At 64.9% G+C, this 12,784-nt stretch carries 13 protein-coding genes; 8 read left to right on the top strand and 5 right to left on the bottom strand.

Annotated features, from left to right (window positions below; translation table 11 throughout):
* Nucleotides 1–47 precede the first annotated feature (47 nt).
* The 4 genes from NKJ64_RS02005 to NKJ64_RS01990 form a co-directional block, all read right to left on the bottom strand.
* Nucleotides 48–755 carry an SDR family NAD(P)-dependent oxidoreductase gene (locus tag NKJ64_RS02005; RefSeq protein WP_023739672.1) on the bottom strand — a complete coding sequence of 236 codons (708 nt, stop codon included), beginning with the start codon at nucleotides 753–755 and terminating at the stop codon, nucleotides 48–50.
* Nucleotides 756–942: 187 nt separating this feature from the next.
* On the bottom strand, nucleotides 943–2,523 hold the full coding sequence (locus NKJ64_RS02000) for a 5-guanidino-2-oxopentanoate decarboxylase (RefSeq protein ID WP_352461880.1): 1,581 nt from the start codon (nucleotides 2,521–2,523) through the stop codon (nucleotides 943–945).
* Nucleotides 2,520–3,188 (bottom strand): TetR family transcriptional regulator C-terminal domain-containing protein, encoded by a 669-nt coding sequence (locus NKJ64_RS01995; RefSeq protein ID WP_352461878.1) that lies wholly within the window; start codon nucleotides 3,186–3,188, stop codon nucleotides 2,520–2,522. Before NKJ64_RS01995 ends, NKJ64_RS02000 begins: the two co-directional genes overlap by 4 nt.
* Nucleotides 3,158–4,030, bottom strand: a complete 873-nt coding sequence (locus NKJ64_RS01990; RefSeq protein ID WP_023742302.1) for a dimethylarginine dimethylaminohydrolase family protein — start codon at nucleotides 4,028–4,030, stop codon at nucleotides 3,158–3,160. The genes NKJ64_RS01995 and NKJ64_RS01990 overlap by 31 nt, the downstream gene beginning before the upstream one ends.
* A 226-nt stretch (nucleotides 4,031–4,256) precedes the next feature.
* Here NKJ64_RS01990 and NKJ64_RS01985 point away from each other — a divergent pair, with 226 nt between their 5' ends.
* The 7 genes from NKJ64_RS01985 (at nucleotide 4,257) to NKJ64_RS01955 (ending at nucleotide 10,577) form a co-directional block, all read left to right on the top strand.
* Nucleotides 4,257–5,072, top strand: a complete 816-nt coding sequence (locus tag NKJ64_RS01985) for an ABC transporter ATP-binding protein (protein WP_352461877.1) — start codon at nucleotides 4,257–4,259, stop codon at nucleotides 5,070–5,072.
* Between the two features lie 54 nt (nucleotides 5,073–5,126).
* Nucleotides 5,127–5,927, top strand: coding sequence for a transporter substrate-binding domain-containing protein (locus NKJ64_RS01980; protein WP_023671323.1), 801 nt, complete (start codon nucleotides 5,127–5,129; stop codon nucleotides 5,925–5,927).
* Between the two features lie 156 nt (nucleotides 5,928–6,083).
* A complete protein-coding gene (locus NKJ64_RS01975; protein WP_196814080.1) occupies nucleotides 6,084–6,797 on the top strand; it encodes an ABC transporter permease in 714 nt (237 codons plus the stop codon).
* Entirely contained in the window at nucleotides 6,797–7,606 is an 810-nt protein-coding gene (locus tag NKJ64_RS01970; protein ID WP_023732642.1) for an ABC transporter permease, read from the top strand. The genes NKJ64_RS01975 and NKJ64_RS01970 overlap by 1 nt, the downstream gene beginning before the upstream one ends.
* Nucleotides 7,607–7,720: 114 nt before the next feature.
* A complete protein-coding gene (locus tag NKJ64_RS01965) occupies nucleotides 7,721–8,722 on the top strand; it encodes an Ldh family oxidoreductase (RefSeq protein ID WP_352461876.1) in 1,002 nt (333 codons plus the stop codon).
* Nucleotides 8,723–9,039: 317 nt separating this feature from the next.
* Nucleotides 9,040–9,492: a DoxX family protein gene (locus NKJ64_RS01960; RefSeq protein WP_023755780.1), complete on the top strand. Its 453-nt coding sequence runs from the start codon at nucleotides 9,040–9,042 to the stop codon at nucleotides 9,490–9,492.
* 104 nt (nucleotides 9,493–9,596) lie between these two features.
* A complete protein-coding gene (locus NKJ64_RS01955) occupies nucleotides 9,597–10,577 on the top strand; it encodes a complex I NDUFA9 subunit family protein (RefSeq protein WP_352461875.1) in 981 nt (326 codons plus the stop codon).
* A 15-nt stretch (nucleotides 10,578–10,592) separates the two neighbouring features.
* On the opposite strand, the gene NKJ64_RS01950 is transcribed toward NKJ64_RS01955, so the two are convergent.
* A complete protein-coding gene (locus tag NKJ64_RS01950; RefSeq protein ID WP_352461873.1) occupies nucleotides 10,593–11,963 on the bottom strand; it encodes a cytochrome P450 in 1,371 nt (456 codons plus the stop codon).
* 217 nt (nucleotides 11,964–12,180) lie between these two features.
* On the opposite strand from NKJ64_RS01950, the gene NKJ64_RS01945 reads away from it, so the two are divergent.
* Nucleotides 12,181–12,750 (top strand): NADPH-dependent FMN reductase, encoded by a 570-nt coding sequence (locus NKJ64_RS01945; protein WP_023729733.1) that lies wholly within the window; start codon nucleotides 12,181–12,183, stop codon nucleotides 12,748–12,750.
* Nucleotides 12,751–12,784: the final 34 nt, after the last annotated feature.

Genomic DNA, 12,784 nt, shown 5'->3' with positions numbered 1-12,784 from the left:
CCGCCATCGGAAGCCAAACCAAATGAGCCGCTCTGCGCGGCGGAACTTCAGGCGCGGCCGTAGAGCGGCGCCAGCGTTCCGCTCATTGCCAGATTGGCCGGTGATGCCAGATAGGCGATTGCCTCGGCGGCGGCTTCGAGGCTGACCCATCTGCCGAAATCGGCGTCCGGCATGTCGGCGCGGTTGGCTGGCGTATCGAGCGTCGAGGGCGCCACCGCGTTGACCAGTATGCCTTTGTGCTTCAGCTCTTCCGCCATCGCCACGGTCATCGCCGCCACCGCCGCTTTGCTGGCGGTATAGGCGACCATGCCGGCGCCTCGGCGCGGGTCGAGCCCAGCACGCGCCGTGACATTGACGATGCGGCCTGCAGTGGCCGAGCCAAGCATGGAGCGCACCGCCGCGCGGCAGCACAGAAAGGCGGTGCGGGCGTTGGTGTCCATCATTTCGGCAAAGGATGCGGATTCGATTTTCTCGACGGGGGCCATGGCAAAGCCGCCGGCCAGATGGATGGAGGCCCACAATTCGGGAACGCTGTCATAGAAGGCATCGACCTTGGCAGGATCGGCGAGATCGACATTATGCGCCAGCCGGACGCGATCATGGGCCGCGAAGGGGAAATGCGTGGGGGCCGACGCGTGGGCATTGGGCACATGGCAGATCGCGCCGTCCGCCAGCAATTTGCCGACGACCGCGGCACCCAGCGCCCCGGTGCCACCGGTCACCACGATATGCTTGCCCTGAACTGTTTCCGTCATCCTGGACGCTCCTGTCGTTTCTTATATTATGTCGCTTGTCGTGCCGCGCCGACGCAGAGCGTCGCGCCTTTTGCACGATCACTCAACCGACATCTCGACATGGCAGTTGTTGCGTCTTTGCATCGCTCGAAGCCGCCGACCGCCCCTTCCGACCCCCGCGCATGGACGTACGGCGCGCGGCCAGGCGTCAGTCGATGGTGATTTCGAGGACGTGCGGCAGTCTGGTTGCGCGTGCGCGTTTGAGCGCATCGGCGAGACCGGCAGTACCGGCAAGCCGCTCGGCTGATATGCCGTAGGCCTCGGCCAGCTTGCAGAAATCCGGCGGCGCCGGGGACACGCCGACCGGCTCGACGCCGACATCGAGCATCGACGTTTCGATCTCGCGATAGCCTCTGTTGTTCCAGACGACGAAGATGACCGGTGCGGGTGCATCGAGCGCCGCGCCCAGCTCCGGCAAGGTGAACTGGAAGCCGCCGTCGCCGGTCAGGCAAACCACCGGCACGCCGGGCATGGCGAGCGCTGCGCCGATCGCCGCCGGCGGCCCGTAGCCGAGCGCGCCGAAACCGGTGGCGGCGTTGAACCAGCCGCCTGGCCGGTCATGGTCGTAATAGAGATTGGCGGCGTAGATCGGCTGCGTGGAATCGCCGACGATGATGGCGCCCGGCAGTGCGTCGCGGATGGTTTCCACCGCACGCACCTGCGCGGCATAGGCCGGGCTGAGCTCGGCAAAGGCCGCCTTTCTCGACGCGGCTGCGCGGCTCTCGCCGTCCTTCGCTGCGGCATGATCAGGGTGGAGCGCGCCTAGCAGTGCACCAAGCGCCTCCGCGCAATCGGCCTGGATGCCGACGCTCACCGGGCGGCGGGCGAGCTGGTCGGCGCCGATATCGATGCGGATCAGATTGGCGGGCAGCACGAAGCCGCCGTCGCTGTAACCGTCATAGTCGGTCGGGCCGAATTCGGTGCCGGCGGCGATAACCAGATCGGCGTCTGCCATCAGCGCACGCACCGCCTTCAGGCTGGGGCTGGCCGGCACGCAAAGCGGATGCGCGTGCAGCAGACCGCGCGCATTGGCGGTCTGGACGACAGGCGCGCCGAGCCGCTCGGCCAGGCGCTGCAGTGGCTGTTCAGCGCGCTTGGCACCGCCACCGGCAAGGATCAGCGGCCGGCGCGCGGCTGCGATCAGTCTGGCGGCCTCGGCAATGGCCGCGCCATCCGGCGCGGGCGCCGCCGCATTGGTGAGCGAAGCAGCGATGCCGTCCGCCGGTTTGACCATGACGTCGGTCGGGATTTCGATATGGACGGGGCCCGGCCGCGACGACGAAAACAGCGCAAAGGCCCGCGCCAAAGCGCCCGGCAATTCGCTGGCCTCGGTGACACGCTGCGAAAACAGCGCCACCTTCTCCATCATGCCGCGCTGGTCCGGCAGTTCGTGCAGGAAGCCCAGCCCCTTGCCCAGCGTCGGCATCGCGTTGACGCCCGAAATCACCAGCATCGGCACCGAATCGGCGCGCGCCTGGCCCATTGCGGTGATGGTGTTGGTCAGCCCCGGTCCGGTGATGACAAAGGCAACGCCCGGCCGGCCGCTGGCACGGGCATAGCCGTCGGCCATGAAGCCGGCGCCCTGTTCGTGACGCGGCGTGACATGGCGTATCTTTGAACGCGCCAGCCCGCGGTAAAGCTCGACAGTGTGGACGCCAGGAATGCCGAAAACGGTGTCGACGCCATGCGCTTCGAGCAGCGTGATCAGCGCTTCGCCGATGGTGGTCATGGCTTCTCTCCCTTTTGCGGCGCGAGGCCGAGCTCGGCCTCTATGGCTTTGACGCCGATCGCCGCCAATTCGCCAGGCGAGAACATCTCTGCGGCCAGACAGCCTTCGATCCAGAGCCCGTCGATGATCGCGTTGATCGCAATGGCATGGCGGCGCAGCTCATTCGCGTCCGGCCTGCGTCGTTCGGCGCCGAGCACTTCGGCGACGACCGCTTCCACCTCGTTGCGAAAGCCGAGATAGCCTTCGCGGTGGGCGCGAGCCAGGCTCGGATCCGCGCCGGCGCGGCCGATGAAGGTTGCCCAGAGCGAAAACACGCGTGCATCGATGATCGGCGCGTTGAGGTTGGCGGCAACGAAGGCCGCAAGGCGCTGGCGCGGCGAGGCGTCTTCCATGAGCAATGCCGCCTTCGCCTGCTCGGTCATGCGGCCCATCAGCGCCGCGTACGCTTCCTGCAGCAAGTCTTCCTTGCCGGGGAAATAGTGCCGGATCAGCCCGGCGGTGACACCGGCGCGCAGTGCGATGGTGCGCAGGCTGGCGCCCTCCAGCCCATGTTCGGCCACGCTGTCCAGGGTTGCGTCGATCAAATCCTGCCGCCGCCGCTCCTCGCCCTCGCGGCGGAACTTGCGGCGCTCATTCATTGCCGCAGGATGGGCCGCGTCAGGCATGTCGGCCCACCTTCGCAGGCGATGCAGAGGGCATCCGCCTCGAAGATTTGAACCGTGCAGCCGGCGGCTTCCATCGCGGCCTTGGTCTTGGGAAAGCCGGCGACGGCAATGACCTTATGCGGGCTGGTCGGCAGCACGTTCAGGCTGAGGCCGTTGGACGCGGCAAACTCTTCGGCGTCGCCTTCCACCAGCCGGATGCCGCGCGCCTTCAGCAACTGATAGAACGGCGCCGGCAAAAGCGGTGAATAGACCAGGGCCAGGTCGTCGGCCAGCGGGCTGATCACCGACATCAGATGCAGGCACGCCTCCTCGCCCTGCCACAGCGGCAGATCGAAGCCGTAGACGGAAATGCCGAGCGGCGTCAGCAGGTTGGAAACCTGCTGTATGCCTTCCTGGTTGGAGCGCACCCCGCGCCCGATTACCAGCGTGTTTTTATCCAGCCATACGCAATCGCCGCCTTCGACCTGGCCGGGAGCCTCGACGCGGCCGAGGATAGGAATACCCAGGCGTGTGTAGGTTTCCTCATGCAGCGATGGCTCCCGGGCGCGCAATGGCTTGCCCATGGACAGGATCAGCGCGCCGCGGTCGGTCATCAGCGACGGGTCGTGGGTGAATACGGAATCCGACAGCCCGTCGGCCTTGTCATCGATCCATTCGATTTCGGCGCCGGACGCCGTCACCAGCTCAGCGAGAGCCGCGTGCTGCGCCGCCGCTTTCGCCGGGTCGAAACCCGGGCCATAGTGCCAGATAGCCCGGTCGGCACCGCGCATGGCATTGGCCGCCGACCGCATCAGCACGCGCCGCAACGGCGCCGCCATGGACTGTGATCCGAAAGCGCTCATCGGTGCCCTTTTCAATGCCGTGTTCAGGGTGAAAAAAATGGAAGAAATTTCATCGGAGGCTATTTATACACTTGCACAATAAGGCCGCAAGTGCCGTAATGAGCGGGATTGACGGGCTCGCGCTGTTGGGTCCATGCTGAAGTCTGGAGTGGGCATTACAGCGTATGTTGATTAGCCGGATAGACGTTCGACGATCTGCCGTGGACCCTGTGGCAGAGGTTCCCCGGTGAGCGCGGCGGGAACCGCCGCAGTCCAATCCGGCAAGGTGCAGGACGGCGCCGCCGAAGCCATCCATGTCGAGAACCTGCACAAGAAATTCGGCCAGCTGCATGTGCTGAAAGGCGTTTCGCTGTCGGCGCGCGACGGCGAGGTGATCGCCATTATCGGCGGCTCGGGTTCCGGCAAGTCGACGCTGCTGCGCTGCATCAACTGCCTGGAAAACCCAACCAGCGGCATCATCCGCGTCAATGGCGAGGAGATCAAACTCAAGGCCGACAGCCACGGCCACACCGTGCCCGCCGACCGCCGGCAGATCGAACGCATCCGCGCCAAGCTCGGCATGGTGTTCCAGAACTTCAACCTGTGGAGCCACATGACGCTGATCGAGAACGTCATCGAGGTTCCGGTGCATGTTCTGGGCGTCAGGCGCGACGTGGCGATCAGGGAAGCCGAAAAGCTTTTGGCGCGCGTCGGCCTGGCCGAAAAGCGCGACGTCTATCCGGCCTATCTCTCGGGCGGCCAGCAGCAGCGCGCGGCGATCGCCCGCGCCCTGGCCATCAACCCGCGCGTCATGCTGTTCGACGAGCCGACCTCGGCGCTCGACCCGGAGCTGGTCGGCGAGGTGCTGAAGGTGATCGGCGACCTGGCGCGCGAGGGCCGCACCATGGTGCTGGTCACGCATGAAATGAAATTCGCCCGCGAGGTCGCGACCCATGTCGTCTACCTCTGCAACGGGCTGGTCGAGGAAGAGGGGCCGCCGGAGCAGATATTCGGCGCACCGAAATCCGAAAGGCTGAAGCAGTTCATCCGCAACATCGGCTAGGACAAGCCGGGACGGAAGAAAACCGGGAACCAACAACAAACTGGGAGTCGTGACATGAAGACTGTTCTGAAAACATTCGCCGCAGCGCTGCTGCTCGGCGTTGCCGCCATGGGCGTGGCCAAGGCCGATCCGGTCAAGATCGGTGTCGCCGCCGAGCCCTATCCGCCCTTCACCTCGCCGGACGCTTCCGGCAAATGGGTTGGCTGGGAAATCGAGTTCATCGACGCCGTCTGCGCCGAGGAGAAGCTCGACTGCGTCATCACGCCTGTCGCTTGGGACGGCATCATCCCGGCGCTGACGACCAAGAAGATCGACGTCATCGCCAGTTCGATGTCGATCACCGCCGAACGCGAGAAGACCATCGACTTCTCGGATAAGTACTACAACACGCCGACCGCCATCATCGGGCCGAAGGACCAGAAATTCGGCGCCACGCCGGACGATCTCAAGGGCAAAGTGCTCGGCGTGCAGGTGTCGACCACCCATTCGGCCTATGCGAAGAAGCATTTCGGGCCCACGGCTGCCGAGATCAAGGAATACCAGACGCAGGACGAAGCCAACAACGATCTGGCCGCAGGCCGCCTCGACGCCGTCCAGGCGGATTCGATCGCGCTCGACGCATTTCTGAAGTCGGACCAGGGCAAGGCCTGCTGCGATCTGAAGGGCATGGTGGCTCCGGACGATGAAGTGCTCGGACCGGGCGTGGGCGCCGGCGTGCGCAAGGAAGACACCGACCTTAAGGCCAAGATCAACGCCGGCATCAAGGCGATCCGCTCGAACGGCAAATATGACGAGATATCGAAGAAATACTTCGATTTCGACATTTACGGTGGTGGCGGCGCGCAGTCGAACTGACGATCCTCGCATGAGCTAGGGGGCATGGCGTTAGCGCCATGCCTCCCTGCCCGATCTTTCCCAGACATGCTTGCCGCCGGCGCTGCCGTCGGCGGTTAGAGCCAGCATCCGGGGGCGACGCTGATCGACGCACTTCTTTCGGCCTCGGCGGCCGGCATCATAGAGCTCCTTTCGCCCAATCCGCCGGGCTGGGGCGGCACGCTCTTGCTTGGACTGCTCCATTCGATCGAGATCGCGCTCGGCGCCACGGTCCTCGGTCTCCTGATCGGCACCGGTGGCGCCTTTGGCAAGCTTTACGGCGGTCCGGTCGTGCGCGACCTGCTGGCGGTTTACACCACCATCGTGCGCGCCGTGCCCGAACTGGTGCTGATCCTGCTGCTCTATTATGCCGGGACGGACCTGATCAACCAGGCGCTGACGGCAATGGGCTACCAGCGCGTCGACATCAGCGGCCTTGCCGCGGGCATCGCCGTGCTCGGCTTTGTCCAGGGTGCCTATTCGACCGAAGTGATCCGCGGCGCCATCCTGGCCATACCGCAGGGCCAGATCGAAGCCGCCCGCGCCTATGGCATGTCACCCGGGCTCATGCTGCGGCGCATCACCTTGCCGGCGATGCTGCCCTTCGCCATACCTGGGCTCGCCAATCTGTGGCTGATCGCCACCAAGGATACGGCCCTTCTGGCGGTCGTCGGCTTTTACGAGCTGGCGCTGGCGACGCGGCAGGCTGCGGGGGTCACCAAAGCCTATTTCACCTTCTTTTTCGCCGCGGGCGTGCTCTATCTCATCTTGTCGCTGGTCTCCAACCTGCTCATCGGCCGCGTCGAGGCCTGGTCGCGGCGCGGTATGCCGTCGCTCAAGGATGCGCGCTGATGGCCGGAGAAGCGACCATCATCAACGCTGCCGCGCGCACGTCGCTGTGGCTGCAGCCGCATCGCATCGTGCTGATCCTGGTCGCGATCGCGCTGGTTTTCGGCGCAGCCTTCTTCATGCGCTGGGATTGGCTGCCGCAATATTACGAAATGGGGCTTCTCGGCATCTGGCGGTCGCTGTGGATCCTGGCCGTCACCTGCTTTCTCGGCTTCCTGCTCGCCGTGCCGCTCGGGCTGGCGCAGGCCGCCGGCCCGTTCTGGCTTTCCGCCCCCGCCAGGACATTCTGCACCGTCATCAGGGGCACGCCGCTGCTGATCCAGCTATGGCTGCTCTATTACGGGCTGGGCTCGCTGTTTCCGCAATTTCCCTGGATCCGCGAATCCTGGATGTGGCCGTATCTGAGGCAAGCCTGGCCTTATGGCGTGCTGGCACTGACCTTGTCCTTCGCCGGCTATGAGGGCGAAGTAATGCGCGGCGCCTTTGCCGGCGTGCCGAAGGGGCAGTTAGAGGCGGCCCGCGCTTTCGGCATGAGCCGCTGGAAGATTTTCCGCCGCATCTGGCTGCCGCAGGCCATCTACCGGGCGCTGCCGACGCTGACCGGCGAAACCGTGCTGCAGCTGAAGTCGACGCCGCTGGTGGCGACGATCAGCGTCATCGACATCTTCGCAGTCTCGTCCAAGGTCCGGCAGGACACCTACCTCACCTACGAACCCTTGCTGCTTTTGGCGCTGATCTACATGATCATCACCGGCATACTGGTGTTTGCATTCAGCAAGATCGAGGCGCGCATACCGAACAAGGTGGGCTAGGGAATAGTGAGCAGGCAGTAGTGAGTAGTCAGCATATGACCGGGAAACCGCTTGCTTTCGCTACTCCCTACTGACTACTCCCTACTCACTCTCACCACCAATCGGGTCCGCACCATGCAACTCTCTCTAGACCAGGCAACAGGGCTGTGCCGGATGGCGGCGCTCGGCGCCGGCGCCAATGAGGAGGCGGCGCGGTCGCTCACCGCCTCGATCATTGCCGCCGAGGCGGAAGGGCTTTCGACCGTCGGGCTGACCCATTTCATCGATTACCTCGAAGCGCTGGAAGCCGGCCGCATCGACGGCAATGCCGATCCGGTGATCACCAGGCCGGCGCTCGCCGTCTATCTCTCCGATGCGCGTGGCGGCCTCGCCCATACCGGCTTCGACCGCACCATCGACGACGTCGCCAAGGCGGCAAAGCTGTTCGGCGTCGCCATCTTCTCGCAGAAGAACGCCTATACGTGCGGCGCACTAGGCTATTTCACCGGGCGTCTGGCGCAGCTGGGATTGGTCTCCTTCGCCGCCACCAACGGGCCGGCGGTGCTGGCAGGCTCGGGCTCGGTCAAGCCGGTCTATTGCACCAACCCGATGTCGTTTGCGGCACCCGCCGCCGATGGCGCGCCGCTGGTCATCGACCAGTCGTCGAGCGCCACCGCCTTCGTCAACATCCGCAAGGCGGCCGAGGACGGCAAGAAGATCCCCGAAGGCTGGGCGCTGGACGCCAGCGGCAACCCGACCACCGATCCGGCCGCTGCCATGAAGGGCGCCATGCTGGCCTTCGGCGGCCAGCGTGGCGCCAACATCGCGCTGATGGTCGAAGTGCTGGCGGCTGGCCTGTCGGGCGCCAACTGGTCGCTCGACGCGCCCTGGTTCTCCGGCGGATCGGACAGCCCGGGAACCGGCCTGTTCGTGCTCGCCGTCGAGCCCAAGCTGCTCGACCCGGATTTCGAGCAGCGCATGAAGGACCAGCTCGACCGGCTGCGCCGGCGCTTTGGCGTGCACGTTCCGGGCCGGGCGCGGGCCGAAGCGGCCGAGAAGGCGCAGGCGCGCGGCATCAATGCCCCCAAAGCCGTGGTGCAGCGCATTTCCGAGTTCGCCGAGCGCTATTCGGGCTGAAGCGGTCCTGCGACAACGCGACCTGGCTGAACCTTTCTACCGATCGCAACGACCAATAGCTGCCGGGTCGGGTTTGCCCGGTCGGTGTCTTCTGTCGGATGCGTTTAGGGCCCGGGCGGGCGTATGCCGTCTCAGGTTATCCGCCGCGTTGCGCTCTGTCTCGACAGTTGCGTCACCCGGAAAACCCCGCTTCGGCGGGGTTTTCTGCGTTCGTGCTCTGTGTGCTAAAACATGATGGCGGAAGTTAACTTTTGTTAACTTGACTTGCCGGAACCATCGGGCGTTTGCAAGGGATCGTCACAACAACAGGAGCTACGATGTCCGCAACCACCGACGCTTCCCGGGGCAAACTTATCGTTCCGGTGTTTGGCCGCCTGTATTCGTCGCTGTATGATGGCGCCGAAACCCTTCTGCGCGTCGTCGCCGGCGGGTTTCTCACCATTCACGGCTCGCAGAAGATCACCAACCCTTTCGGCACCGCCGAGATGGTCGAAGGCCTCGGCTTCTATCCCGGCGCGTTCTGGTCGCTGCTTTTGTCCTGCACCGAATTCTTCGGCGGCATTCTGATCGCCATCGGCCTGTTGACTCGGCCCGCAGCCTTTGCCGGTATGATCGTGCTGCTGGTCACCGTCTGGTTCCACTGGATCACTGTCGGCCAGGGCTTTTCCGGCGCTGAAAAGTCGCTTCTATGGGCGGCGATCCTGCTGTTCTTCGTTATCCGCGGCGGCAACCGCCAGTCGGTCGACGCGCGCCTCGGCAAGGCGTTCTGAAGGGTCCATAAGAGGGTGGCAGCGACGACGCGTCACCCTTTGCCTTTGGCCCAAAACGGACTATGAAACGGCTTCAGCCAAGCTTTCGAGCGCCGGAGCCAGTCATGACCGAAATCCTGCAGATCCCCAAGCTCGTGGTCGTCTTCGGCGGCTCCGGCTTCGTCGGCCGCCACATCGTGCGGGCGCTGGCCAAGCGCGGCTACCGCATCAGGGTGGGGGTGCGCCGGCCCGATCTAGCGGGACATCTGCAGCCGCTCGGCAATGTCGGCCAGATCCAGCCGGTGCAGGCCAATGTGCGCGTGCGCTGGTCTGTCGACCGCGCCGTGCAGGGCGCCGACCATGTCATCAATCTGGTCGCCATCCCGCATGAAAGCGGCCGGCAGAAATTCAACACCGTGCACGAATTCGGCGCCCGCGCCGTCGCCGAAGCCGCACGCTCGGTCGGCGCAGGGCTCACCCACATCTCGGCGCTGGGCGCCGACCTCAACGCCGAATCCGACTATGCCCGCACCAAGGCGCTCGGCGAAAAGGCCGTCCTGGAGACGATCCCGGACGCCGTCATCTTCCGTCCGTCGATCAATTTCGGACCCGAGGACAGTTTCTTCAACCGCTTCGCCGACATGGCGCGCTATTCGCCGGTGCTGCCGCTAATCGGCGGCGGCCAGACCAAGTTCCAGCCGGTCTATGTCGGCGATGTCGCCGAAGCGGTGGCGCGTTCGGTCGAGGGCAAGATCAAGGGCGGCCAGATCTATGAACTCGGCGGGCCGCAAGTGCTCACCTTCAAGCAGTGCATGGAAGAGTTGCTCACCGTCATCGAGCGCAAGCGGCTCCTGGTCCCGGTGCCGTGGTGGATGGCCAATCTGCAGGCCTCAATCCTCGGCCTGCTGCCCAACCCGTTGCTGACCAAGGACCAGGTGCTGCTGCTGCGCCAGCCCAACATCGTGTCGGTGGAGGCCAACAAGGCCAACCGGAACCTTGCCGGCCTCGACATCCAGCCGCAGTCTATCGGCACAATCCTGCCCAGCTATCTCTGGCGCTTCCGCGCCGCAGGCCAATTCCAGCGCAAGCCCGCCGGCATCGCGTAACAAGGCGTTGCGCCGTTAAACGCGCCGCGTCACCTGCATCGGCAGGCCGCCTTGCGGCTGTGTCGTCAGTTTCTGCACCGGCCACGGCTTGGTCTCGGCCGTCACGTCGAAGCGGAAGCGCGACAGCATGATGGCCAGCGCAATGATCGCCTCCTGCAAGGCGAAGCTGGCGCCGATGCAGATGCGCGGACCGGCGCCGAACGGCAGATACTGGAAGCGGTCGATCTTCTCGCGGTTTCCCGGATGGAAGCGTTCGGGCATGAAGGCGTCGGGCATGTCCCACAGTTTTCTGTGGCGGTGTACGACCCAAGGCATCACCAGTACGGCCGCGCGCTTGGGGAGCACCAGATCGTTCCAGGTCTCCGTCTCGATCGGCTCGCGGTTGATGGACGGCGCCGGCGGATAAAGCCGCAGCGCCTCCTCGAAGGCGGCGCGGGTGAACGGCATTGCGTCGAGCCATTTCGTCGGCTCGGGTTCGCGCGCCAGCACGGCATCGATCTCGCGCTCGACCTTTTCGCGCTCCCACGGCGCTTCGGCGAGGCAGTAGATCGTCCAGCCCAGCGCCCGCGCGGTGGTCTCGTGGCCGGCGCCGATGAAGGTGATGATGTTGTCCTCGACTTCCGCCCGCGTCAGCCCGTCGGGGCCTTCGGCGCGCAGCAGAAGCGTCAGGAAATCCTGCGGCGCGGTGTCGGGGTCGCGCTTCAGCCGCTCCTCGCGCATCTTGACCGTATCGGTGACGATCTTGCGGAAATAGGCCATGGTCTTGCGGCCGCGGATGCGGGTCAGCCGCGGCAGCCATTCGGGCGCGCGCAACAGGTCGAGCGGATCGACACGGCCCATGGTTTCGAACAGGCGGTCGATCTCCTGCGCGAAACTGCCGGGCTCGCCCGCAATCTCGCCCGAAAACAGCGTCTCGGCCAGGATATCGTAGGTGAGCAGCGTCATGTCATGGGCGACATCGGTCATGCCGCCTTCGTCATAGCGGGCGACGAACTGCATCGTGCGGCGCAGCATCGGCTCGGCGAAGCCGAAGATATGCCGCGGCGTGAACACCGGCGCCATCGCCTTGCGCGAGCGCTTCCACACCTCGCCTTCGGCGGTCAACAGCCCGTCGCGCAAGATCGGTCGCAGGATCATCTGGCGCACCGTCGCCATCTTGTAGTTCTTGGCGTTGTCGATCAGCACGTGGCGGATAAGGCCGGGATCGTTGGCGACGATCAGATGCCCGCCGACGCCATTCGCCGAAATCCAGGGCTCGTTGTAGGTGTGCTCGCCCCACAGTTCGAGCGGATTGCGGTAGACGATCCGCATCATCTCCAGCGTCGAAGGCGGCGTCGTGCGCGGCTTGGGCGCTGGCGGCACGAAGGGGACGGGCTGCGTGTCCATGAGGTGCTCCGCTGATAGCTCAGATGTAGTGGCTGGCAATCCGGGCGTCCATGTGACCGAACGGCAAACTGAAACGCTGCAGCGCCCGGTGTGCCCGACAGACGGTGTGTTCATCGGATCGTGACCGCCGGTGAAACGGTTGCGGCTTGTCCGGTTGGACACTCTGCCATAGGTGACAGTTACCAACAGCTACTGCCAATCGCCCAGGAGAGTCCGCTTGAAGCACAAGCTGAACATCATAATCGGCAGCACGCGGCCGGGCCGCGCCGGGCCGGTCTTCGCCCACTGGCTGGAGGATTTTGCCCGCGAGCACGGCAAATTCGAACCGGTGCTGACCGACATTGCCACGTTCCATCTGCCGGTTCTGGACGAGCCGCATCACCCCAGGCTCGGCAATTACCAGAACGACCACACCAAAGCCTGGTCGAAGGTCATTGATGCCGCCGACGCCTTCGTGTTCGTGGCGCCGGAGTACAATTATTTCGTGGCGCCTGCGATCGTCAACGCCATCGACTACCTTGCGCGCGAATGGAAATACAAGCCAGCCGCCATCTTCAGCTATGGCGGCGTTTCCGGAGGCCTGCGCGCCGCGCAGGCGCTGAAGCCGCTGCTGACCGCGGTGGGCGTCATGCCCATCTCGGAAGGCGTCGCGCTGCCGATGTATCAGAAACTGCTGGAGAGCGACGGCTCCTTCCAGGCTAGTGAGCAGGTAGAGGGTGGGACCAAGACCATGCTGGACGAGCTCTCGCGCTGGAGCGAGGCGCTGAAGCCGATGCGGGCTGCGTAACGCAGCCGGCCCCGGCTTGCTCATGCCATAAAGA

The sequence above is a fragment of the Mesorhizobium sp. M0062 genome (assembly GCF_040323125.1).
Lineage (GTDB): Bacteria > Pseudomonadota > Alphaproteobacteria > Rhizobiales > Rhizobiaceae > Mesorhizobium.
This window is presented reverse-complemented; position numbering and strand designations above follow the sequence as displayed.

Coding starts and splice junctions, on each gene's coding strand:
- NKJ64_RS01965 (WP_352461876.1), top strand. CDS start 7,721: ATGCAACTCTCTCTAGACCAGGCAACAGGGCTGTGCCGGATGGCGGCG.
- NKJ64_RS01960 (WP_023755780.1), top strand. CDS start 9,040: ATGTCCGCAACCACCGACGCTTCCCGGGGCAAACTTATCGTTCCGGTG.
- NKJ64_RS01980 (WP_023671323.1), top strand. CDS start 5,127: ATGAAGACTGTTCTGAAAACATTCGCCGCAGCGCTGCTGCTCGGCGTT.
- NKJ64_RS01955 (WP_352461875.1), top strand. CDS start 9,597: ATGACCGAAATCCTGCAGATCCCCAAGCTCGTGGTCGTCTTCGGCGGC.
- NKJ64_RS01990 (WP_023742302.1), bottom strand. CDS start 4,030: ATGAGCGCTTTCGGATCACAGTCCATGGCGGCGCCGTTGCGGCGCGTG.
- NKJ64_RS01995 (WP_352461878.1), bottom strand. CDS start 3,188: ATGCCTGACGCGGCCCATCCTGCGGCAATGAATGAGCGCCGCAAGTTC.
- NKJ64_RS01950 (WP_352461873.1), bottom strand. CDS start 11,963: ATGGACACGCAGCCCGTCCCCTTCGTGCCGCCAGCGCCCAAGCCGCGC.
- NKJ64_RS01970 (WP_023732642.1), top strand. CDS start 6,797: ATGGCCGGAGAAGCGACCATCATCAACGCTGCCGCGCGCACGTCGCTG.
- NKJ64_RS02005 (WP_023739672.1), bottom strand. CDS start 755: ATGACGGAAACAGTTCAGGGCAAGCATATCGTGGTGACCGGTGGCACC.
- NKJ64_RS02000 (WP_352461880.1), bottom strand. CDS start 2,523: ATGACCACCATCGGCGAAGCGCTGATCACGCTGCTCGAAGCGCATGGC.